The sequence below is a fragment of the Microbulbifer sp. THAF38 genome (genome assembly GCF_009363535.1).
In the GTDB taxonomy this organism is placed as follows: Bacteria; Pseudomonadota; Gammaproteobacteria; order Pseudomonadales; family Cellvibrionaceae; genus Microbulbifer.
Genome location: NZ_CP045370.1, coordinates 72,871 through 95,589 on the forward strand (window position 1 = coordinate 72,871; position 22,719 = coordinate 95,589).

Annotated in this window: 22 protein-coding genes; 12 read left to right on the forward strand and 10 right to left on the reverse strand. The window is 43.6% G+C overall.

Annotation, left to right across the window (positions count from 1 at the left end; translation table 11 throughout):
• The 4 genes from FIU95_RS20865 to FIU95_RS20880 all read right to left on the reverse strand — a co-directional run bounded on the left by FIU95_RS20865 (nucleotide 1) and on the right by FIU95_RS20880 (nucleotide 2,365).
• On the reverse strand, nucleotides 1–309 hold the full coding sequence (locus FIU95_RS20865) for a hypothetical protein (protein WP_152456573.1): 309 nt from the start codon (nucleotides 307–309) through the stop codon (nucleotides 1–3).
• An 8-nt stretch (nucleotides 310–317) separates the two neighbouring features.
• Nucleotides 318–698, reverse strand: a complete 381-nt coding sequence (locus FIU95_RS20870) for a DUF4262 domain-containing protein (protein WP_172975513.1) — start codon at nucleotides 696–698, stop codon at nucleotides 318–320.
• Between the two features lies 1 nt (nucleotide 699).
• On the reverse strand, nucleotides 700–1,260 hold the full coding sequence (locus FIU95_RS20875) for a hypothetical protein (RefSeq protein ID WP_152456575.1): 561 nt from the start codon (nucleotides 1,258–1,260) through the stop codon (nucleotides 700–702).
• 76 nt (nucleotides 1,261–1,336) lie between these two features.
• Nucleotides 1,337–2,365 carry a DNA-binding protein gene (locus tag FIU95_RS20880; protein ID WP_172975514.1) on the reverse strand — a complete coding sequence of 343 codons (1,029 nt, stop codon included), beginning with the start codon at nucleotides 2,363–2,365 and terminating at the stop codon, nucleotides 1,337–1,339.
• Nucleotides 2,366–2,647: 282 nt separating this feature from the next.
• Between FIU95_RS20880 and FIU95_RS20885 the strand changes: the two genes are divergently transcribed.
• A complete protein-coding gene (locus tag FIU95_RS20885) occupies nucleotides 2,648–4,000 on the forward strand; it encodes a site-specific integrase (protein WP_152456577.1) in 1,353 nt (450 codons plus the stop codon).
• A 14-nt stretch (nucleotides 4,001–4,014) separates the two neighbouring features.
• Here the strand turns inward: FIU95_RS20885 and FIU95_RS20890 are convergent, their stop codons facing one another.
• The 4 genes from FIU95_RS20890 to mobH all read right to left on the reverse strand — a co-directional run bounded on the left by FIU95_RS20890 (nucleotide 4,015) and on the right by mobH (nucleotide 10,107).
• Entirely contained in the window at nucleotides 4,015–4,302 is a 288-nt protein-coding gene (locus tag FIU95_RS20890) for a hypothetical protein (RefSeq protein WP_152456578.1), read from the reverse strand.
• A gap of 178 nt (nucleotides 4,303–4,480) precedes the next feature.
• Nucleotides 4,481–6,439 carry a hybrid sensor histidine kinase/response regulator gene (locus tag FIU95_RS20895; protein WP_172975515.1) on the reverse strand — a complete coding sequence of 653 codons (1,959 nt, stop codon included), beginning with the start codon at nucleotides 6,437–6,439 and terminating at the stop codon, nucleotides 4,481–4,483.
• A gap of 916 nt (nucleotides 6,440–7,355) precedes the next feature.
• Nucleotides 7,356–7,949 carry a hypothetical protein gene (locus FIU95_RS20900; RefSeq protein WP_152456580.1) on the reverse strand — a complete coding sequence of 198 codons (594 nt, stop codon included), beginning with the start codon at nucleotides 7,947–7,949 and terminating at the stop codon, nucleotides 7,356–7,358.
• A gap of 238 nt (nucleotides 7,950–8,187) precedes the next feature.
• Nucleotides 8,188–10,107 (reverse strand): MobH family relaxase, encoded by a 1,920-nt coding sequence (mobH, locus tag FIU95_RS20905; protein WP_152456581.1) that lies wholly within the window; start codon nucleotides 10,105–10,107, stop codon nucleotides 8,188–8,190.
• A 161-nt stretch (nucleotides 10,108–10,268) separates the two neighbouring features.
• Between mobH and FIU95_RS20910 the strand changes: the two genes are divergently transcribed.
• Complete coding sequence (locus tag FIU95_RS20910; RefSeq protein ID WP_152456582.1) at nucleotides 10,269–10,625, forward strand: hypothetical protein; 357 nt, start codon at nucleotides 10,269–10,271, stop codon at nucleotides 10,623–10,625.
• 885 nt (nucleotides 10,626–11,510) lie between these two features.
• Here FIU95_RS20910 and FIU95_RS20915 read toward each other — a convergent pair.
• Nucleotides 11,511–12,584, reverse strand: coding sequence for a RepB family plasmid replication initiator protein (locus FIU95_RS20915; protein ID WP_152456583.1), 1,074 nt, complete (start codon nucleotides 12,582–12,584; stop codon nucleotides 11,511–11,513).
• A gap of 196 nt (nucleotides 12,585–12,780) precedes the next feature.
• Here FIU95_RS20915 and FIU95_RS20920 point away from each other — a divergent pair, with 196 nt between their 5' ends.
• Together FIU95_RS20920 and FIU95_RS20925 are read left to right on the forward strand one after the other, a co-directional pair.
• Nucleotides 12,781–14,169, forward strand: coding sequence for an AAA family ATPase (locus FIU95_RS20920; protein WP_152456584.1), 1,389 nt, complete (start codon nucleotides 12,781–12,783; stop codon nucleotides 14,167–14,169).
• A gap of 2 nt (nucleotides 14,170–14,171) precedes the next feature.
• Nucleotides 14,172–15,305 (forward strand): ParB/RepB/Spo0J family partition protein, encoded by a 1,134-nt coding sequence (locus FIU95_RS20925; RefSeq protein ID WP_152456585.1) that lies wholly within the window; start codon nucleotides 14,172–14,174, stop codon nucleotides 15,303–15,305.
• A 188-nt stretch (nucleotides 15,306–15,493) separates the two neighbouring features.
• Here the strand turns inward: FIU95_RS20925 and FIU95_RS20930 are convergent, their stop codons facing one another.
• Nucleotides 15,494–16,045, reverse strand: a complete 552-nt coding sequence (locus FIU95_RS20930; protein ID WP_152456586.1) for a transcriptional regulator — start codon at nucleotides 16,043–16,045, stop codon at nucleotides 15,494–15,496.
• A 362-nt stretch (nucleotides 16,046–16,407) separates the two neighbouring features.
• Here FIU95_RS20930 and FIU95_RS20935 point away from each other — a divergent pair, with 362 nt between their 5' ends.
• From FIU95_RS20935 to FIU95_RS20970, 8 genes are all read left to right on the forward strand, one after another.
• The gene (locus FIU95_RS20935) at nucleotides 16,408–17,571 is read left to right on the forward strand and encodes a hypothetical protein (protein ID WP_152456587.1); all 1,164 of its coding nucleotides are present in this window, start codon (nucleotides 16,408–16,410) and stop codon (nucleotides 17,569–17,571) included.
• On the forward strand, nucleotides 17,562–18,170 hold the full coding sequence (locus FIU95_RS20940; RefSeq protein WP_152456588.1) for an STY4526/YPO1902 family pathogenicity island replication protein: 609 nt from the start codon (nucleotides 17,562–17,564) through the stop codon (nucleotides 18,168–18,170). Before FIU95_RS20935 ends, FIU95_RS20940 begins: the two co-directional genes overlap by 10 nt.
• Nucleotides 18,171–18,180: 10 nt before the next feature.
• On the forward strand, nucleotides 18,181–19,035 hold the full coding sequence (locus FIU95_RS20945; protein WP_152456589.1) for a PFL_4669 family integrating conjugative element protein: 855 nt from the start codon (nucleotides 18,181–18,183) through the stop codon (nucleotides 19,033–19,035).
• 176 nt (nucleotides 19,036–19,211) lie between these two features.
• Complete coding sequence (locus FIU95_RS20950; protein WP_152456590.1) at nucleotides 19,212–19,646, forward strand: hypothetical protein; 435 nt, start codon at nucleotides 19,212–19,214, stop codon at nucleotides 19,644–19,646.
• Nucleotides 19,647–20,233: 587 nt separating this feature from the next.
• Entirely contained in the window at nucleotides 20,234–20,686 is a 453-nt protein-coding gene (locus tag FIU95_RS20955; protein WP_152456591.1) for a PilL N-terminal domain-containing protein, read from the forward strand.
• A gap of 29 nt (nucleotides 20,687–20,715) precedes the next feature.
• Entirely contained in the window at nucleotides 20,716–21,612 is an 897-nt protein-coding gene (locus FIU95_RS20960; RefSeq protein ID WP_152456592.1) for a hypothetical protein, read from the forward strand.
• Between the two features lie 4 nt (nucleotides 21,613–21,616).
• A complete protein-coding gene (locus FIU95_RS20965) occupies nucleotides 21,617–21,925 on the forward strand; it encodes a hypothetical protein (RefSeq protein ID WP_152456593.1) in 309 nt (102 codons plus the stop codon).
• A complete protein-coding gene (locus tag FIU95_RS20970) occupies nucleotides 21,926–22,699 on the forward strand; it encodes a TIGR03759 family integrating conjugative element protein (protein ID WP_152456594.1) in 774 nt (257 codons plus the stop codon).
• Nucleotides 22,700–22,719: the final 20 nt, after the last annotated feature.

A 22,719-nucleotide genomic window follows, 5' to 3' on the forward strand; every position in this document is an offset into this window, starting at 1 on the left:
TCAATCCCCCTTCACGAAACTACAAGCCAGTAGATCAATAAAGAACCTTTGCTGGCTCTCTGTTAAGGGCTTGAATCCATCAAACTTACCTCTTTTATGGCATAGTTCATCAAAGCGGCCCATGGTGTCCTGATATACGATACGGCGGTTAGCAATCTCGAATCGTTGGGCCAGCCACTCAACCGTGTAGTCGGCAGCGTTCGTCACCGATGCATGATCAGGATCATTTTTATCCCTGATAAGGATGAAGGTGTCCGTTTCACAAAGGACAGTGAATGAAGAGGTTATTCTAAGTTGGCTAATACCCATTTCTCCCCCTAGTGAATTTCCATAAACACTTTAATGGCCCTGAAATCCCACGAGCCGTAGTAAGTTCTTGCCGCAAAAAGGTGGCAACGTTTCTCCATTTGAGAAAACTCTTCGAGGCGTGGTTGAGGATCAAATATTTGACCGATGTCATTGGACTGTTCAAGGGTAACTAGCCCCAGCTTTACTGCCTGGAATAGTACTTGAAACATCTCTTCAGACACCTCTGGTGATTGACCAAACATTATGAGATCTGGTGCTCCAATATTTTTCATCCCGACGGTATAGCTGTAGTCATTCTCGTGCATAACATACAGCCCGCTATTCAGCAGAGCATGGTGGATCACCTGGTTATGGCCCTGGATACCATTTACAAAAATACTCAGTTCCATATTACCTCCGGATTGGGACGACAGGGCTTGCGTTAAAGTAGCTAGGATTGGCAACTTCATCTCTGGCAATCACAGACTGCGCATATTGCTTGATCATCTCAACATCCAAGATTGCTTCCTGGCTGACTAGGCTGAAAGGACGGAGCGTGCATACATTTGTGTGACGATTTCTATAAAGCAAGATAATGAAGTGCCGGTGGCCTGTTTTCTCCTTGGCGCACAGTGTTTGATAGCTGGCTGTATTAAGCATATAGATGCACATCAGTATTCCCAGCTCCTCGATCCGTTTCCGAATTTGAGCACCTGCGGCCATGACATAGCGCTTGAACTGCTGGTCAACTGCGCCGCAAACAGCCTCTATCGGCTCCTTTATCTGCTTGAGCCTGGATATGTCCTGTTCAGTAAACCCTGCTAATGCGACTTCACCTGTATCGAAGGGATCGTATAAGTAAGCATTAACCACAAGATCCGATTTCGCGTGAAAGCCCTCCAAGTTCCACGACTTATTGCTCAGCATTTTTTTGAGTTTCTTCTTTGCCCGGTACGCCTGAATATCATCCATAATCATCTCCAGTTGCTGGTTTCCTTTTTCCAAACTACACCTGACCATTAAACTAGCAACCTTCTGAGGGCTTCTCTTATTTGTCCACCTTCGACTCTCGATCAATTAACATTTTAAGCTCTTTTCCTAGACGCTCTTTTTCAAACTCCAGAGCAATATTCCTTTCCTGCTCCTTATGAAGTGCATCCTTTAATGTCCCCACAGACGTTTTCAGGGAGTCCAAAACAACAAGCTGCCCCTCAAATCTGGCTAACTTTGTTTCATTCGCCTGTATAGTTTTCTGGGCGGTTTCGAGCGCGATCTGGCTTTCCTCCAGTGATTGCTCATAGGTTGCCGTCTGATCCCCCAATTCGGTAATCTGGTTCCTGAGCGTTGAAACCAACCTAAGCTGCTCGTCATGGTGATGCTGAAGGGATTGAAGCTGATTCTCCAGGAAAACAATGTCTTTGTTCCGTATCTTCAACTCCTCAGCTCTCTCATCATGCTCTTTTTGTAAGCCTGCAATCTGATCCTTTAGTTCAGCGACCTTACCTGTCAAAGTCTCCTCACGTTCTTTTGCATGAGCCAGTTGCTCATTTTGAATCGCAGTCGTGCGCTGCGTTTCCGCCAAAGACTGCTCCAAAGCTGCCTGCTTGTCTCGCTGCCGACTTATTTCACTATTCTGATTTCTAGCAGCAGCCTCTAGCTCCCTAACTCTGTCACGTAAGGTAGCTTCAGTCGCTTTTCGACTTTCTTCTTCTTCATCTAACTTCCGCTGCCTCTCATTGAGGGTGGCCTTGTGCCCCTCTAACTGCGCCTCTGCATCCTGGCGCGCCCAGTCCATCAGCTTCTTCAGATGGTCAATCACGAAGTCAGGCAGATCCGCTGGCAACCACTCGGCCAGCGTCAATTCCCGAGCTATCTCATTTTGAAGGGAAGGCCAATATTTATTCACTGTACCTTTACCGGTGCCGGTTCCTTCATCAGAACGTGGTAAAAGCGCCTCTACCACCTTGTCCTGAGTGGGCATCTTGCGGTGGTGTTTGAGCAACGCGAGGCCTGCGGCCACCACACGCTCCTCAGGGGAAAGCTCCAGGATGGCTTCAGGTATCTTAAATACAGACATCGACCAGATCTCCAGTAAATCGTTAAACATGGTCGTATTGTGACAGGTTAAGACTATATGGTCTAGGGTCTAGACTAAATTACACACCTGATAGCTATATTTTAATATATATGCTAATATATTAACCTACATATAATTTAGCATGCGGCGGCATTCACCTAGCTGTGGGTAAGTTCAAACGACCCGCAGTTCAACGAAATTGCTGACTTTTCGGACGTTTATTCAGTGGAAATACAAGACTCAGATTCAAACTGGCCCTTGAAAATGGTTCAGCACCAGATCATGGCAATTGAGGAAAATAAGTCCAACCCAGCCCTATCGCGCCTTGACACCGATCGCCTATTAATTGATGCCAGTAATGACCGAGAAGCTATTGCCCTTTACCTATTGATCCGCTGCCAAAAGCCAACCACGCTAAACACCGTACAGCGCGACCTCAGGAAATTTGCTGTCTTTATGCACCTGGAAAACTTGCGGTCATTACGGGAAGTCAAAGTGGAACACTGTCAGACTTTTCAGTCTTGGCTTATGGCCCCAGCAGCCGAGCTGTGCTCTGGAAAGAAATGTCGGCCACCAGGGTTAACGTTGCTGAGAGCTGGTCGAAAGGTGCCGAACCCAGAGTGGAAACCATTCAGGGCTCCATTGAGTCCCGTATCCACTAATCAAACGGTAGATAAAATCAAAGCACTCTTCACATGGCTTGTTAACGCAGGGTACCTATCTGGAAATCCCTGGACATTGATTAAGCCAGTAACTAAGGCCAAAACCTCGACCAAGGATGAAACCGAAGATGGTGATCCTAGGGAACTGCCTTTGAAATGCATCCAGGCCATATTGCATTTTCTGGATCATGGCAAAGAATTTAGTTGTGTGGAGACTCGTCGTTTTGCGCAATGGCGCTGGCTCTTCCACTTCTATCTCTATACCGCAGCGAGACTATCGAGTGGAACAACGGCAACTCTGGATGATATTTACCGCAACCGGAAAGGCCACAATCAACTGACATTGACTGTTAAAGGGACTGGCATCCGCAGAAAAGATGTTCCCTGGATACCAGAACTGGAAGCGGAGTATCTGCGGTACCGCAGCGCCCTCGGGCTGCCGGTAATTGTGATAAAAAAGGCTAATCGGCGACGCCAGGTAAATGACAAGCTCCCAGAGGATCAAGGGCCCCGCCATCTCTTACTCCCTCTCAAGGTAGACGCCAGCACAAAGACCTCAAAACCATTGAGCTACCACTCTATACATGGCCATATAGTTGATCTACTACGGAAAGTGCGAGAATGGGCTATAGAGTGTCCGGATATCAAGCTTGAAAGCTGGGAGTTGGCTATTCTGGAGGATGCTACCGGCCATTGGATTCGACATGGCACAGCCACCCTACTCGGCATCCACGCAAAATCACAACTCGGCCACAGCAGTACAAAACAAACAGAAGCTTACCAGGCGATAGAAGCCGAACAACATAGACATCGACTTCGATACTTAATGAACCCTGATGAGCCGCCTTATCAAGGTCTCTTGAATGAGGATCTGGAGACAAGGCTGAAATGGTTATCGAGATTAATGTCGAGCATCGACAAAGAAAACCCAGATGCATTAGACACAATCTGGGCAGAATTTATCAGTGAATAATTAATTGGCTGTAATCAAATTGAAATACCACGCTCGGAGAAGAATTCCACGGCATTATTAAATGGGGGGTTGTACGTTCTGGGAGAGTCAAAATATTGAAATTCCGGCTTCCCCCCAAAAATTTTTTTAATACTGTTAGGATTTTTAAACATAGGGATAAGGAGCTGCTCAGCAAATCCATTAGGGAATATCCCATCATTGAAATTTTCGGGTGGATAGTATTCGATGAATCTAACTTTTCGAGGATCTACGCTGCTTAATTCAATTTGATATATTTCTGTAGCGAGCTGCTCGGTTCTCATACCAATATACTCATGTGGTCCATCCAAAACTGGTTGCTTTATTAGCACCCAATAGAAATCTTTAAAGCGTCCAACCTGATAATCACATTCACATCGTGCACATCCAGCTTAGTCTATAGCTTTATAACGCTTGTAGCTCATTTTAAGGAACCTACTCATTCATTTGAAAAGTACATTACTATGAAACTAACTTTAAAGAGATAGACCTGATTATCGTTCTAATATCAGCAGATGTTATTCCTTTGCTAATAATCTTGTCTGCCATAGACAACATTTCACGTTTCACAGCCTCAGGAATGTTTGCATCTGCAGTTATCACAATTTTGGTCGCCCCCTTACATTCGTTTTCATTATTGCTAAGAAATTGAAGGAACTGCAACCCATCCATGCCCGGCATATGGTAGTCAATTAGTAACAGATCAAATTTAAACTCTTCGACGAGTCTAATTGCATCGGAAGGGCTGGAACAAAACGTTACTTGTACGTCTTTTCTACGAAGGAAATCTGGAGATAGTAGCTCTTCCATTTGGCTGAGGTATTGTGCGTCGTTATCAATCACCAATACTTTTAAGCCATGCTCTATGATGTTATGAACATACGAAGTACTAAGTCCTAACCCATTTCCAACAGATAGAGGGAGGCTTTTATGTGCCATGCCTTCTTCATTCTCGATAGCTATCATCTCAGATCTACATTCAGCAGGAATTCGGATACTTACCTTTGTTCCAAAATCTTTTTTGCTCTCAATCTCTATTGTTCCACCAAGGAAGTCGGCAAACCTATGCATGGTAGCCATGCCGATACCCCAGCCATCTCGGGTTCTTTTAATATTATTTTGCAATTGATCAGGTCGAGTGGTTAGAACCTCGATATCCTTTAAGGTAAGCCCAACACCGCTATCATGAACGATTACCAACAGCTCATTATCTTTAACTTCATATGATACCGTCACAAAGCCACGATTAGTGTACTTAACAGCATTATCAATGGCATTGGATACTATGATCGAAACCAAATCATAGTCAATGAACACTTGATCGTGCTGCTCTCCTTGGGTGTAGAAATTCCATGATACAGCTTGTTTTGCTTTGCACTTTACAGAGAATTGTTTGTCGATATCGTTGAAAAGTTTCCGCACACTAACCCACTCATCACTTCTGGTTAGCGAGCCATTTTCCAAGGCTGATAAACAAAGGATTGATGTGATGTGCCTATCTAGCGCATCAATATCCGAAAAGCATTTTTTCAACGTAGACAAAACATCTGAACAACGCTTCTCTGTATTATGATGAATCGCAATGTCGAGAAATGTTTTAATACTACCAATAGGTGTCCTTAATTCATGAGCGGCTATTTGTAGAATATTGTGTTTTAACTCATACACTTGCTCTTGATGCTCTATATCATTCCAATTCTTCTCCAACTCCTTTGATATGATATTGAAGGATTCAGAGAATTCGGCAATCTCATATATTGTCGAATCACCTGACAACCTTATGCCCCTTGCACCTTCAGCCAATTTTCTTGCAGACACATTCATATTTCGGAGGTTCTTATTTATTGAACGAAGAACAAAGAACAATATTCCAGCAGATATGATTCCGAAAAGAATAGAAATGAGTAGCGATTTAATTACCAGGGAATAGATGGACCCTGTACCGAGAACATCTATGTAGCTGATCAACAACGTACCAACCTGACCTCTGTCCGGCGGTTCGCTATCAATTTCTATAATATCATTTTCAATTGCTGACTTGGTGATTGAAGGGACTGAGTAAATAGGAAGTTCTTTAGAACTAAGGTCGGAGACCTCCAGTCCATCATAGCCATCGCTTTTTACAAACCATAAGATTTTTTTATTCCTATCAAGGATAGTTATGCTGTAAACAAAATTGTAATCCTTAATGTCGTTTAGGATTGAACTGATAACCTCTTCATTGCCTACCTCAATTGCATAGGCAAGTAAATTAGTAAAATTACGTTCCGTGGTCTTTTTTATATTTTTTATTTCAAGAGCAACATGGCTTTCTAATTGATAATGGATTATGAAAATTATTGGGAAATAAATCACTACAGAGAGAAACACTACTAAAGTACTTAGTAATGACTTATATGAAATCCTTTTCTTATTACTCATGTATTTCTCCATACTTCATGAGATGAACCAAAATCTAACTGTAATAGTTCAGCTAACCTTTGGTTAACTGGAACGTTCTCCATTATTGGAGTTGATTTCGCGGTGGACAACTCTCCTGTATAAAAATTAACACTTATCCTTTAGTGGCATCCAGCAATGTAATCATTATTATCTTTTGATGACACATGGCAGAGCCAGTTGTTTTTCGATATGAGCAGCTAAGACACACCCTGCTCCACACTCGACTAACTTAAGTGTGTAAGCTATGGCTGGAAACTTGTTCTTGCAGAGTGAGTAAAGCATGACGTTCAGAGAACGTTGATCATAAATTATACTGGATAGTATAACAATGAATCATATATCTTGTGTTCAGTTACATAGTTATCGATGGTCCGCGCAGACATCCCTCCACCCTTTAGAGCACCTTGGATCAAGTAAAACCAGTTTATTCTATCTACAACTTTTGATTGGATAGGTATTTTTTCTCACTATCAAAAAACACACAAATACAAGACGGTTGCTTTGGATAGAGTTCTTCCACCAAATGGGTGTTTATAAAAAGGTTTATATCGTTGGATATAGATTATCGCTGAGGTCTTGCTCTAATCAAGTCTTGGTAAGATGGTAGTCAACACATTGGCGGAACCAAAACGATCGCCAATGTAACAGTTTGATTTGCTTGTGTTCATTAGTGACGATTAACAATTGGAACTCCAGCCCATCCAACAAGCGACAATAGAGAAATACTACATTCGTGCTAGATAGTGTAGTCCGAGCACTTTTCTGAGAGATACTTAGGTTTAAATCATTGTTGTCGGCAGCGACTACTTAGATATCTACTTTAAAAGTGCCAATGAAGAGACTGGAGGAAATTATCAGGCTAAACAATGGCAATCTTTGTATAGCCTGATGCATATCACTTTGTCTGTTTTTTTAAAAGCGATGACAGCTCGGCTTTAATAACAATGCGCAAATATTCTGACGGGCATTCAGTCTTAAATGGGTCAGAAAAATCTTGTGCAAACTGTACCGCCTTATCCTTCAACATGACTAATTCGTTACTAGATAAGGTACGGAACAATTCTCCAGTTTCTTCTGTTACAAGAGACATTACTACAAACTGAAGTTTTTCATTATTGTCCGTTACTTCTTGTTGCAGGTCATTAATTGAAGGAACGGGATCACCATACTCATTGACGAACGGATAAAATCCTCCGACCTTCCACCAGGTTTTTATATGAGAAACGTCGTGATGAAATGTATAGTCATATTGAAGCGCGTGTATGGCAGCATCTATCTTCCTCATTGGAGGAGAGTGCTCTTGGAACCAGGATCTTACCGTCGTATATTTTAGATCACCAAAAATGTTAGGCGCTTTATCAGTGAGATAATTTTGAAACTCGGCCATCCTACCTCGGCCTTGCTTGAACCCAATTTGATCCAGTATGTGATTGAGTCGATTACCTGCCAATCCAAAGGCATCGTGTTCAGTGTTTCGTTTTGTACTCATCGTTCGCGTGATCACCTTCTGGAGGCGAGTATCCTCTATTGCAGCATTTACTGCCAGAAATAGGCGATCAAGCGTCGGAAATCCTATTTACGGCACAATTTATAGTAGTTGAAGCCTCTATGGTGAGTAAAAGTGCATTAATAATTGTTGCACCTAATATAGCCATTTTGACACCTTACGTCCATGATGGACACGAGAAATGGAGCTGTGCGAAGGTGGTATACAGGGACCTATGAGGTCACATGTTAATAGTCATGGCCTTGTTAGTGCTGAAGTTTGAAAGTGACGGAAAGTAGTCTCGATTCAGTAGGTAGACCCGAAGTTCCGATTGAGAACGCTGCCCTTCTACAGTCATCCTGACTATATTTTGACCGCTTGAGCTTCTCTGGTGTATGTCCAGGGACTCCAACTCCTTCTGAAGTAGAGTATAAACTTTTTTGTCCCCTGCCCTCTTCTCATATAGGCGCTTCTTCAATGAATTTTTGTCTAAGAATAAATTAAAAATAACAGGTGTTACCAAAGCTACATGACTATCAAGAATGTGTACTGGGGCTTTTGATTCGTTAACACGAATCTGTCGGCGAGAGATACCTTTTAATAGCCATGTTAAGAAATCATTTTGTGTAATAAGTTCTTTCTGTATTTTTTTTGAGATATTTTTTAAATTTTTAGCTTCATGTGAGCTTATCCCATTCTGACCTTTATCTTCAGAGAGTGTCTTCTTTGGCATCGGATCTCGTTCATGGGTTCTTTCGGCAGGAGCATTATCTATATGTTTCTTTGTTTCTCCTTTATCTTTCAAGGCATCAATAGCATTTTGCTTATCATGTTTTAATAAAACAGAGTCTGGCAGAGTCGTTTTTTTCGGCTTGGATTTAAGAGTATTTGTTATTCCCTTATCCGTTGACTTATTAAAATATGATTTGGCTGATTTCTCTATGACATTTAAATCCCCAGGTGTCTGAGTGCCTTCTATAATGTTCCCGGACTTATCTACTGGGAGCACTTCGCCATCAAATGTTTCTGGGTTACTTGTTGGCCAAATAATTTCATTTTTGAATCGAAGGAATGTAAGTTTTTGCTGCCAATTTTTAGCGAAGTCATTAATCTCAGCTGTCCAAACGCTTTCTCCATAAGAATTTTTAATCAGGAGATCATGATCGTTCAAAACTTCAAATAGACGCACCACATTTTGAGGTATACCTCTATGCCCCTCGTTCAACAGCTGAACCCGTACAGCTTCCATAGTAGCCTTTGAAACCACCCAAGTATCACTATCAGTCACCCATACAGCTGCACCCGGCTTGTTTCGCTTTAAGTCTCCATCTGTAATTAACTTTCTTAAGGAAACGATAAGCTTTTCATGGAGAGGTATTGCAGTTGAATGATCTGTTTTCATACCGGTTTCTGCGCCAAGGTTTTTCGCAACACTAGCGCTGTCTGCAACTCTTACAATTTCAGCGATAGCCTGTCCGCCGAAGGTAGAGTGTGACACGGTATTAAACAATTGTGCCAGCAACTCTGTATCTTCAAAGATCCATTGTGCTGCCTTCTTGGTTAGCAACCTCGGTAGTAGGGACATGGCAGCTTTTTCATGAAGAGATTTCGCAATCTTGGAGTTGCTGATTCTTTTTTTGTACCGATAGCTATATTCGGCCCCTGTTGGAATACTTCCATACCAAGGGTGCCAATGCTCAAATTCTCCGCCCCTTTCCCTGTACACAATCTCAATGTCAGTGACGACCTTGCCAATGTCATGTGTGAGGATCGCAATGAATGCTCCAAACCTCCATCGGTCCGATGATGATGCAATGTGTTCTGGTTCAGAATTAGGTGGTAATACATAGCCTTGAGCAATTCTTATCCCGGCATACAAAGCCTCTAAAGTGTGATCGATCAAACCACCTTCTTTGGAGTGATGATGGATTTCAGAGGCAGGTACTTCCTGGACAAGTTCGGCGAACCTCTCAATCGCAAAGAGATAGTGGTTATTCCACACATCCTCAGTGATGCTGAATAGACGCTTGATCTTGCGTATCAAGGTGGATCGCTTGGGTGATTCTAAAAGCTCTTTACCTGACTTTGCCTGAGCATACTTGCTTGGTGCTGTCTCTACGTCCGATTTATTACGCTTTCGTTTGAATAAGGTGATTAACATGCGCATACCTCCTCAACCATAGGATGCCTTAGAGCCCCTAGGCCAAGTAGTCGTAAAGGGTCATTAGAAGCTGACCTAAAAAGGATCGTTCTACACCGTCTGATGGATCAGAATCCTGAGAATCTGATGTTATTAACTTCACACACGGTAAGCAGCAAGATATGGCTCAGGATAAATCTAGATTGACACCATTCACTCTCAAACTCAGTGACGATGATAGACAAACTATGAAACTCATTTGTGCGGTAGATGGTTCCTTCAAGTATCAGTACCAACTGTTCGATGCTGCCGTCCATTGGGCTATCGAGAATCGGGATAATCTTATCGCTATGGCTAATTCAAAAGATGGAGATAACAGGTCCTATTATGTGTGCAAGGCTGTCAGCGAGATTCAGATTCTGGAGGAGCACTGGAATTGCAACACTACAAGAGCTTTGTACACGGCTGTTGTCGCCTATCTCAAAAATCGTGAAGTTGGTGTAAGGGTACAGCAAGGCAAGACTTTTGAGGCTGTTTAGGCCTCTTCTTTTGTTCCCCAAAAAGATTTTGCTTAAAGAAAGACCAGCCCAACTTCCTTTGACAGTCAATTCTGATTCTACTGTTAAAACATAACCGTAGGTCGGAATAATTATAATAAATACAATGTATTTATTATCTGTATTAAAGAGTAAAAAACGGTTTAAAGACGGTATAAAACCGGTAGAGCCTCGGTAGGCTTTCGCCCTTTTCTGCTCATAGCTCTCATTATACGGGGGTTTACATTAATCTCATCTATGACAAACCTGAGTAATACACCCTCTTAAACCTTGGTATTACTCTATGTAAAACCTTGGTGGTATTCACGGTCAAACCTTAGTATAGTTCTATCTTAAACCCTATACCCACGAACTTATACACATCTAGTAACAGAATATTAAGAGCATACCAACACATAATTCACAGAGGTATGCACATCACATCACACTTTCGCCATTTCTCTACGACAAACCTCAATATATATTGCTCATAAAACGTACTCTTTCTTGTCTTCTATCGTAAACCTTGGTAATTCTCTATCTCAAACCTTACTAAGGTTTGGCATAGAGTTTTCTTCAGTTGAGCCATCTGATTGGCGTTTTTGTCATCTATTTCAGAAAAAATGGTAGGAAACTCGAAAAATTGAATGGTTTGGAGTATTTAACGAAGAACTGATGATGACCTTAACTCTACCGCAAACCTCCATAATCAAGTCTTTGGCCTAACGGACGGTTCAACTCTACCTCAAACCTAAGCAAAATTTGCTTTCATAGACTGAATTTTGATCTTTGGTTATCAATTTTACTAAGGTTTGAGGTAGAGATAGGCCGGCACCGGATTGATAGCCGGAAAAAGCTGAGGTTTAACGTAGAGAATGAGTACCTGACTCAGAAGTAGATTTCGTCTTCGCTTTGCTGGATTCTGGGGACTGCGTGTTCGTTGGGGTCTGAACTGCTTCCCTGGATTGTGTTGGCTACTTTGTTGTTGGCGGCTACTTGTTTCGCAAAAGTGTTCGAGGCATAAAGCTCAAAGCGCCAGTCGATGATTTTTTTGCCTTCCTTCTTCGGAGTCATCTCGTAGCGTTCGAGGACATCCTCTTTCACCAGATCCTCCATGACCCCCTTAAACAGGGCCTTATCCTGGTAAGTGTTCTGATAAGGATCTTTCATAGCACTTATTAAAGTGCTCAGAAGAATTGTATATGGCTTGCCAGGAGAAGCTTGAATCCATCGGTGGCATAGTCTTTTGTAGGTTAGCCTAGTGAAGTGACCTTTAAACTCAAGTGCTTTGGCGTAGTTATAGCGTCTGAAGCTTGAAGTGAGGATGACATTAGTAACCATGGGGTGAAAGCACACAAAGGACCTGGTTTCCTTTTTGTTACTCCTGTCTGCGATCGCCATTAATGGAAAAAATGGGGCCGAAAGGTCAATTGACTTGTCCATACTCTGAATGGAGAGAATGGAGCGATTCATAATATGCAGAGCCTCCTTTATCTCAGCATAAGAGTAAGACTTCCCTACCCTCTTCAGCTCCTCATATATCTCGTAAAGTGTGAAGGCGATGCCGACAAATTTGGTGCCTGCGTTGGTACCTGTCGTTGCTTCGTATGCTTCTGCTCTTCTTTCTGTGGCCAGCTTGCGAAGCACATCTTCGATGATTTCTTCCCTGGCACCAGGGAACACGAACACCCTCTGTTTTGTCCCTCCTTTCACTCGCTCTATGTTTGCAGCGGTTACGGAGACTCGGAGCTCCATGTCCTTGTAGTTGGTTATTCGAGTGAATTCAGTTTCCTCTGCCGATGCTGAACTTAGGTATTTATTGAGCTTGCCGTAGAGAAACTTCCCGGCGAGATCATAGATCTCCAGCGTGTTGCTGTAGTTCTTATCCAGGAGAGGGTCTAGCTCAAAAAGATTAAGGTTCAGTTGCTGAGATTTTATCGGCTCCAAATCTTTTTTATTCATATTGATGTTCCTACAGCAGCAAAAGCCTCTTGTTCAGATCACGTTATTGAACCGGACTGAGTGCATATTAACCAAAATGCACTCAAAAACTCCCTCATTCACCAAATGAAGCTTTTGTTTGCCAATCCGTGAATATAGAATCGGATTTTCCATGAAACATGAACAAAGTCAATTTTAACCAGCAATGGATACCGAAATGACAAATAACGAAGCGCAGAAGAGCTACTTGCTGGCCTCTCTTAAAAAGATCGCAACCGTGGTTAAGCGCGGTGAGACGATTATGAAAGAGATTCCTGGCTTGGTCCGCAAGGCACAGAAAACGAAGCACGATCCTGAGTGGTTGGAGGTTGCCCAAGTTGATGAGCGTATTCAAAAGCGGCGTTATGGCACAACGCAAGCTGCTGAGCTGGCTGGCATCAGCCATTCTCTCTTATATGCGGCAGAGCAAGACGGGCGACTGCCTGAACCTGAATATCGCTTGGATACGACTAAGAAGGTCCGTTCTGGATACACGATCAACCACATTAACCATATCCGCCAAGTGTTTAACACCGCGCCTCGAAAACCTGAAGGTGCATCCGCTGCCGTAGTGGGTATTCTCAATCTTAAAGGTGGTAGCCAAAAGACAACTACTTGCCACCTTTTCTCTCAGTACCTTGCGATGAAGGGCTACCGAGTGCTTTTGCTCGATACTGATCCGCAAGGATCTTTGAGCTTTTTCTTTGGGAAGAGGCCTGATGTTAACGTTCACTATGAAAATACGATCGCCCCGTTTTTCCTGGAGGATGACGCTGCCCTCGTCGAAGCCGGACACCCAGAGGGAGCGTCAAGATCCTTACATTATGCGATTCAAAAAACATATTGGGAAAACATCGACATAATCCCGAGCTGTTTGCAGAATCTAAACATCGACCTACTGATGCCCAAAGTGATGGATGATGCCAATGTCCCCATTAACGACCGTATTATGAAGTTGCGTAGTGGGTTGATTGAAGTCGGAAAGGATTATGACTTCATCATCATAGACGGCACACCATCCTTGAATATCAGTACCCTTAATGTTGTATCCGCATGCGATATGGTGTTCGTACCTACTCCGGCTGCGATGCCTGATTTTGCATCGACTTTACAGTTTGCAGGCTTGGTTGCGGAGACGGTGCAAACTTACGACGAAGGTGGTTTCTATCCCAACATCCCTGATATACGCTTTTTCGTCACAAAGTATTCAACCCGCAGCTATGCCCAATTCATGGGGCAAATCATTAGGCGGGTTTTTACTGTCGAGAGAGGGGATGTGCTCTCTACAGAAGCTCATGCCTCAGACGAGATCGGCAAGGCGACCAACTTTACGTACTCCATTTATGAACAAAACCCAGCGGAAGCAGACAACCGCAAGCGGTTGAAACAAACATGTGAAATGTTCGACAAGCTGTTTGATGAGATGCACGATGCGGTTTGGGAAACTTGTTATGAGGATTTATTGAGAACTTCACACATCGACAAAATTGATCAAATTATGGCAAATGCTGATGCTGTGAAGAGCGAATTAGAAGAACTGAAGAATAACGCCGGAGAGGGGGTGTAACTATGGCTAAGGATAAGTATGGGAATATTGATGAGATGCTATCTGGGGCTGATACAGACGAGCTTGTAGACATAACTCCTAAAAGAAACCGCAGGCCTTCACCAGCGCTTGGAGTCATGACTGGAGACAACCGCCCAACCAGCATTACAGATGGGCTTAAAGCAGAAAAGCAAAAAGCTGAAAAGGCACTGGAAGAAGCTCAGCTCAACTTTGAAAAAGAGAAGGCCGATCTGCTTCAAGCGTTAGAGGAAGTGAAGAATTCCGACTCTGAAGGGGCACCAATAGTCCTTACTATGCCTGTTACGAAGCAGGAGATCACATTCGAGCTTCGACGTATCGATCCTTCATTAATTGATGTATCTCCAGAGAATGAGCGTATCCAAGAATTCCTCGATGAAATTTCTTTGCAAGATATTCTCCCGTCAATTAAGAAACATAGTCAGCAAAAGCCCGGTACCGTTCGCCCCAAAAAAGATGGTCGTTTTGAGTTAATAGAGGGCTCTCGACGTTTGGCGTCGGTAAAGCTAGCTAAGCAAGAGTACTTGGCTCTCGTTGGTGATGTTCCTGACGCTGATGTTCGGGAACTCAGCATTATCGAGAATAAGCACCAGGATGTAAGTCCCTACGAAAAAGCTAAAACCTATCAGAAGCAAATTGAAAGGGGGGAGTTTGAGAATTGGACCCAGTTGGGGGCAGCCAAAGGAATTAGCTCTTCACATATATCGCGTTTCCGTGCATGTGTGGAGCTGGATGAAATTTTTGTGCGTATTCTGCCATCCCCTTCAGATATGCCCCTTTCCTATGGTGAAACCATTGCCTCGCTGAGGAAGAAAGGTGAGAGCCCCTTGATTGCCAAGGCTGAAGAGTTACTTGACCTAAGAAGGGCTGCATTAAGAGACAAACTGGAGTTGCCTGATGTGGAGCAGGTGATCAAGCTTCTTAAAGGGGCAGTTAGAAGCAAGGTGAAGGAGCCTAAGACTTGGAAGCCTGTGGTGTATAAGTCTAAAGACGGCAAGACCCTGAAGCATTCGGTTACCAACAAGGGGGCTACCAAGTTTGAAATAACCGGTGTAGATGACTCCCAGCTAAAGAAAATCCTGTCATTCTTGACGACCACCCTAAAAGTAGGCTCTTGATGAGCGGGGAATTCCCTTGACGGGAATGTGGATCAAAAGGGGCTCATTCCCGTCAAGGGAATAGAGCCCCAAAACTTGGTAACTTATTGATATATAAGGGAAAATATTGGTATTGAGCCAAGAAAACCTTTAAAAAATTTAAGTCGAGAAGGTGCCCATAGGCTTGAAAATTTTAAAGGGAATGGGTGCTATAGGTGATCATCCGCCTTGAAGCCCAGGCATCGAGAAATGTGCTCAAAATCATCAAGGCCGAAAAAGTCTAGTGTGAGTGAACCGGAAAGTTTGGCTGGGTTAAAGCGGATTCTTATCTGCCGCCCAAGAACCTCTCCCATAATACGTTCATGCCGCTTAATGTCTGAATCTCGATCTTCCTCCTTCCCTTTGGCGATTGATTCAAACTTATGAACCGGCGTTCTCTTGGTCAGCAAACCCCTAAGTAGCTCCTCCCGCTTTTGCGCTGGAAGCCTGGCGATTGCCCGAGTGTGTCCCAACGTTATCCTGGAAGGGTTCTTGTGCCAGAGATTAAGTTCTGCATCCGTTAAGCTGGTCCCTACACGCTTGAGATGGGTAACCGTATAAACTTTGTCGATACCCAATGACCGCCGAATGTCCTTATTAGAGAGACCCTCCTTGCTCAGGATCGCCACGATATATGCTTTTTCAGCGTCTGTGAGATCACTTTTCCCCTTGTAGTACTCAATAGCTTCTTCAGCATCGATCAAATAGGGCAGGTTACTCATTGATTATTTCCTTATTAGTCATATGACTAAATACACCATAGCATGGCACTTAGAGTTAGTCACACGACTAAATGGGAGTGGTAGGGAATGTTAATGCTTAACCACATTTAGTCTTGTGACTAAATGGTGGAGGCCGACTGTCCTGAAATTAGGCATTTTGCTAGTCATGTGACTAATAAGACTGCCTTTGCCCTATATGTAGGGCTTTGGGGAGATGAGGAGGGGCAGTACTCAAAAAGGCTAAGGGCAATATATATTGAACAAATAAATAAAAAGACACTATTTAGGGCACTTTTTATTGACATATAGCGCGAGCTAAAACAGAATGTTCAATATTAATTGCACTTTCAGGCTGATCAAGGATGAGAGCCCCAACAAAACTTACAACGATGCAAAGTAGCGAGCAGGGACAGATAAGCTGCTTCGATATTGAGGTGTTTCACCTCAATCAGCGCCGTTCGAGAAATCCAAAGTACGATGAAATTAAAGAGTCGGTTCGATGTAAAGGTATCCAAGACCCTCTACACATTGTCTTTCATCCAGGGCAGCAGAAATGGGTTTTGTCCCAGGGGGGACAGACAAGGCTTCTAATATGTCGGGAGTTATACAAAGAAACTCAAGACGACTCATATCTTTACCCGCCACTCACAAAGCAAAAGTTTACCTCTGACCTGGATCTGAGCATTAGACACCTGGTAGAGAATAATCTAAGAGGGGACAACACATTCCTGGAAACCGCGAATGCTGTCCTAAATATCCGACGGCTACTGGTTGAATCACTTGGAGCAGATCCGACGCAAGATGACCTTGCAAACGAGATGTCGAGTAGAGGAATGCCAATTCGACGACAGTCAATCACAGCAATGCTGTACCTTGCTGAGGAGTTATCCCCCTACATAACAAACCAGTTTTTCCTCGATTCAGTCAGCCGAAAGGTAATTGATACCCTACGGTCCTTGAGGAATGAATTAGTAGATGTGAAGCCCCACAGTCAATTTGACTCTGAGCTCGTGACCTTCATCAATGCCCATAACGGCAGTGTCTCTCTGAAACAAATCCAAGCCCACTTCCAGACGCCTGAAAAAGACTCAACCCCAACCAGTCGCCCCTCGAATAGAGCAATCGCAACTAATGTACTTGAGTCATTTGGCCTGGCAGATGTTGTTCTTGGTACTGATAACTTACCCTCTGGTTATGTCGTAGCCGTACCTCAACATACAGAGAGTCCTCTCGAAGCGGAAGTTTACTTCTTACTTGTTAGCCTTTCTGGGGCGTTGGATGGGCAAGTTACCCCTGAGGTTTTGGAAGAGATGGGAATAGATGAAACCTGCGTTGATGCAGAGAACCTAGTTTCTATCGTCAGAGATCGCCTGAACCTGACAAGTGCGGACCTTTCAATTTTACCTTCTAAAGTTTTCTGCCATGCAAGTGAAGAAGGCTTTGAGTCCCTGATCCGGCTCATTGTTGGGGTTAGAACCAGCTTACAAAGTAATAATCAACCTTTGGAGAATCAGAGATGGCGTTAAGCACAAAGCTAAAAGACGAGTCATCCAGGTTCATTTCCTCCTTATTGCTGAGCGCATTAGAAGGGTGTCAGCAGGGAGATATGGAGCTGGCGGAAAGGCTAGGCCTATCAATTGAGATAATGCAGAAGCTTGTTAGGCTTCGGGCGGACCAGATTTTTAGTATATCTGGTAATTATGTCCGAGACCTTAGCGCCTTGGAGGTTTTCAGGATCGATTCACCGAAAATATCCAAGATTATTGAACTGGCTGCTGAAGAAACGCGGCAGTATGAAATGATCGACGAGTTTCTACGCCGTGGAGCGTGCAAGATTATGATGGGGGAGTTGTTTGGACTCCGTTCAACGCAGGTTGCGAGTCGGAAAAAATTCCTGAATTTACCGACCGTAAAGGGCCGTCTTCCGGTATCCACCCTGGAAGAGCAGCATCAAATCTATGATGCCTGGTTGAACTCTATCAAGATCGCTGGCTATCGAGAACGGCTACTTTACGTGGCCAGGGAAACTGATCTGTCTATGTCGAAGATCTATCGAGAGGTTCAGGAGATTGAGGAAATCACAAACACATCCACCCAAACTAAGAAAACTAAAATCTGCGCATAAGGAGGCTTTCATGGCTGATAGCGACACAAAAAAAATGGCCGCCATTGGGGCCAAACAAGACATCGAAATAGAACTGGCGACAAGGCCAGCCCTGCGGTTATGGCAAGGCCGGGAAAAGACGCAGAAACGCCATGGTATTCTCGGGTTGCCAGGCTTTTGCAAGATTGTCAGGGGGGTTGAGCAGTCTATAAAAGAAGACGATCCCTATGCTGACTACCATTATCATCGTCTTGAGCAGGCTATTGAGGATCTGACGTTTGATCTGGATAGTGAGTTGAAAGATGTCAAGACCTTCATTGAGGAAAATATTCCACCCGCAATGCGGCTTCCGGATATTGGTTCCAAGAATCCCGTGGTGGTTCCGATCCGATTTGCTTCACGCCTTGGTTTTCAGCTTGTGTACCAACTTCTTAAAGTAGATCAAATAGTTTTGAAGGTGCTTTTGGCCAATCATATTGGCTTGCTACCAAACAAAGAAAAGTTTGAAACCTTGGCTCGTGTTGAAAAGCGTGTACGTGGTGTAATTCACATGGTGTTCTCTTACCGCCATACCGGCGTTACCAGGGATGATATGGCCGCTAATAACCAAAAGGCTCAAAAGGCAAAAGAGTTAATGGGGGATCTAGAAGTAGGGTACCTAGAAGGAACAACAAGATCAGATAATGCTCCACCATTGCCAATGAAGCGGCTCCAGACTATGGGTAAGGCTCTGGACAATGATAAAGCAGATAAAAAGGTCAAATTGGGTAGGAAGCAGGAAGTGGCAGATAGTGAAGACGCGTTGGCCGCGGAACTGGATCGAGTGCTGAAACCAGTTGATGAAGAAATGTCACGTACCACCAAGAAAAAGACAGCAACAGCTTGAGGCTTAATGGCCATTAATATCGATTTTAGGTGCTTAAGGCACCTTTTTTTTCGCTGGCCTTTCTTGGGTCAGCACCACTAGGTATCTGGATCAATACAAACATTTTGTGAGTCAAAACAGCTTGATAAACTTGGCTCGCTACCTCATGTGAAGTGTGGATCGTAAGTGAGAAAACTATGTCGTCTCCTTTAAATATAAATTTAATAATACCTTTTAAGGATAATAAGACGGGACGCCTTAACTTGTACCGGAACGAAATAGAGTGGTTCAAAGAGAATCTCGCAATCAGGGTGGAAGATCTAAAGGAGGAACTTACTAGTCTGTTTGGCGAAGGATTTGAGTTGACGCTTGCACCAAGATCGGATGGCAATTCCAGAAAGTACTACTGGAGGTTCAAGTCAAGTAAGCGGGATAGGAAATACAACAGGCTCCATACGAATTCAGTGGTGGAGTATGTCGGCATGTTTGATGAAGCGAGAAAGCTTCGGTTAAAGGAAATTGAAGAAGAGCTCATCTACATCAATGCAAACCTCAAGTTAATCAAAGGGATGTTAGACTCGATAGATCAGTCGGTTGAGGAACGTGCAGAATTGAGAAAAGCTAACATATAAGCAGAACGGCAGTGATATGTACTTGACCATAGAGTGGCCATCTGCAAAAATTTATTCACTACTTCCTGATAGCTTTCGGGCTTAGCTGCAAAGCAGGGCTTTGCTACTCTTCACTCCAGCATCCATCAATGCTTTCACATCAAGATCTGGCGAATTGGTTTTGAGCTACATCCTGTTTGTGAATGTTAATCAGAGTATCTCGTCTCGCTAGGATATTCCGATTAGCGTTCACTACAGTGACTATAGAACTGCTAATGGACTCGGTTAGCCAGCAAGACAATCTTGCAAAATGGATGAGACAACGAGTGGCTTTTGTGTGGCGCAGCCATGCCGTGCAAGTGCTATAAGCCTGCACGAAATCCTGGGGAACAATGATCCGAATGCCCCATAGAGGATCGTACTTTAACAGGGGTACTCGCTATACCCGTACTGCAATACCAAGCTTGACTTGGTAAGATTTTGAAGAGCCTGCCATTGCGCAGGCTTTTCAGCTTTAAAAGGGTCATTTGGTGTTGACCCAAAAAAAATAATTACAAAGATCAGATCTTGTACTGTACCTCTGCCCAAAAACTTTGGAGGTATAGTCAATGAAAAAAAACGCAATAGCTGTAGCTCTGTGCATTTTCAGCACGATGGCAACAGCGAAAAATAATCCCGCCGATATAGGTGAATCCAATCGCATTGAAGTGATGCAGACTGGGCGTTATACCTATGTGAAAAACATCCCCCCGATTGATCAACTCAATCCACTCAAAGTAGTAATAAAAACACGTATTCCGCAAAGCATTGAAACGGTTGGCCAGACAGTTGAATTCTTGTTAGCCAGATCAGGATACGCTCTGGCCGATAGCAGTGTTTTGAGCGAAGAAGCACAAATCCTGCTTAACCTCCCGTTACCACAGGTACACAGAAACATCGGGCCAATGACTTTAGATAAGGCGCTACATACGATTAGTGGTGATGCCTTTGAATTAGTAGTCGATCCTGTACACCGTAAAGTTGCTTATGAGTTATCAACGAAATTAGCGAGGAATGAATGATGTCAAGCTCAAAATTAGGCAAATCTCTGATGCGTACGATAGACGGCGGGAAAGTAAAAGATGAGTCCTCGATAGACACAGAAAAAAATGAAGCTTTTGAAGAAGCTGAGATGAATGTTGGCTCTGCTGAATTCAATGGCTCTGGTGCGGAGGCATCTTCCAGTAATGAATCGCTCATAGGCAGTTTGGATGAAATCTTTTCATCAGGCGAACCAAAGCCCCAGTTAGATAAAAAACCTCGTAAATTGAAAGTGTCACGGAAGAGCAAGCCAGGCAGCGTTGTGAGTGCGATTGCACTAATCGTTTCTGTAGGAGCAGTAAGTGTTGCTGGCTACTCAGCAATAAACCAGAAGAGTGGGCAGGAAGCGACGCTGAGGAATATAGAGAGCCTGGATGTTGCTATTGGTAATCTGAATACCAGAACCGATGACCTCACTGCAGAATTATCAGGTACGAAAAAAAGTGTCCAGTCTAACTCTGATCGATTAGTAAGCATCGGCATTCTTCAGAAAGATCTTCAGAATTTGAATACGTCTTTGAGTTCTATGCGTGGTGAATTAGATGGGCTCAAAGTCAAACTAGAATCAAATTCCACTTCAATTGGTAAGCAACAGCAGCGAGTAAACGAGTTGAAGGACGAGCTAAAAAAGGTGGCTGCTAGGGCTGCTAGTGCTCCCAAAAGAGTCGTACAAAAAGCGCCTGCGAAAAAGATGAGCACAGACCCCAGCAAAATCGAAGGATCTTACCTTGCATCCATTGATCTTTGGGGTACGCAGAAATCAGTGATGTTACGCGAAGTTAATGGTAACTGGATTCCTTTGACAAGGGGAGATTACTACAAGGGTTGGAGACTTGAAGGAGCCGATGGTTATGAAGCGATATTCAAGCAAGGTACCAAGACTAAACGACTAAAGATCAAGGAGTAAAGTAGTGGAACCTATTGAGTGGATTGTTGGGCTTGTGTTGCTCTTTGGCGGTTATGAACTCTGGAATAAGGATGGTCCCGATGAGAATACTACTGCCACAGTCATTGAGCAAACAGTTGTTTCAGATGAACCGGTGTTTGAGAGAGAGCGATTTTATAAAACTGCCGATGGCTACTACATCAGTGACCTTTCACCCAAGACTTTGATATCCGATGGGTGTGAACGTTCCTTTCTTATAACGGACTTGTCAGTAGCTCGGGCAAACGAGGAGCAAATAAAAGTAACAGAAGTAGAAATACAGTGTGAGGGCTAAATGAATAAACTCGCATATATAGTTATGGGATTAGCCGTATCCACATATGTCTCAGCAAATAACCAGACCACTCAAAGTAACAATAGTGCGACGGTGATATCTGACATGAAGTCTACTCTGGACAAGGAAGCAGCAGTCACACTAACCGAGAAAGATAAAAAACTTGCTAAACAATGGATGCTGTTGGAGACGGATTGGGTCAAGTACAAAGAAATCATGAGTGGTCCTCGTGGCATATGGTCCCCAGGACTTGATCCGATTACCGCCCTAGGCGTGTCAGAAACTGATCCGCAAGAGCGAGAGCGTTATGCAGAGCTTTGGATCAAAATCGAAAGTCGGAGAGCAGAGCTTGAGGTGGCATTTGAAGTTGAGCGTCAACGAGCTGCAAGCCGGGTTTTGGGAGATCAGTTAGCGGTTAATAATTCATCCTGGATACGTCAGTGGGAGCAGAAGCGAGTTGAAGTAAACAAACAAGTTGTATTGTTTGTTGATTCCAATTGCAAAGAAGACTGCAAACTTACGTTTGAAGAGCTTCATGCGTCTGTTGGGGACAATGCTAGGCTGGACATCTATTTCAAACAAGGAGCTACTTCTGAGGGGATCGGCCAGTGGGCATCTTTTATGAAAATACCTCCTGAAGTCGTACGTTCCCGTGAGGTCACACTGAACTTCGATGAAGGGAAGTCAGCAGAGCTGGGAATTGATATGGCAGCTCTGCCACAGGTCAGAGTAATCGACCTCAAGTCCGGTGCGATAAAAGCAACTTACAAGTAGTAGTGATATATGAGGTTACT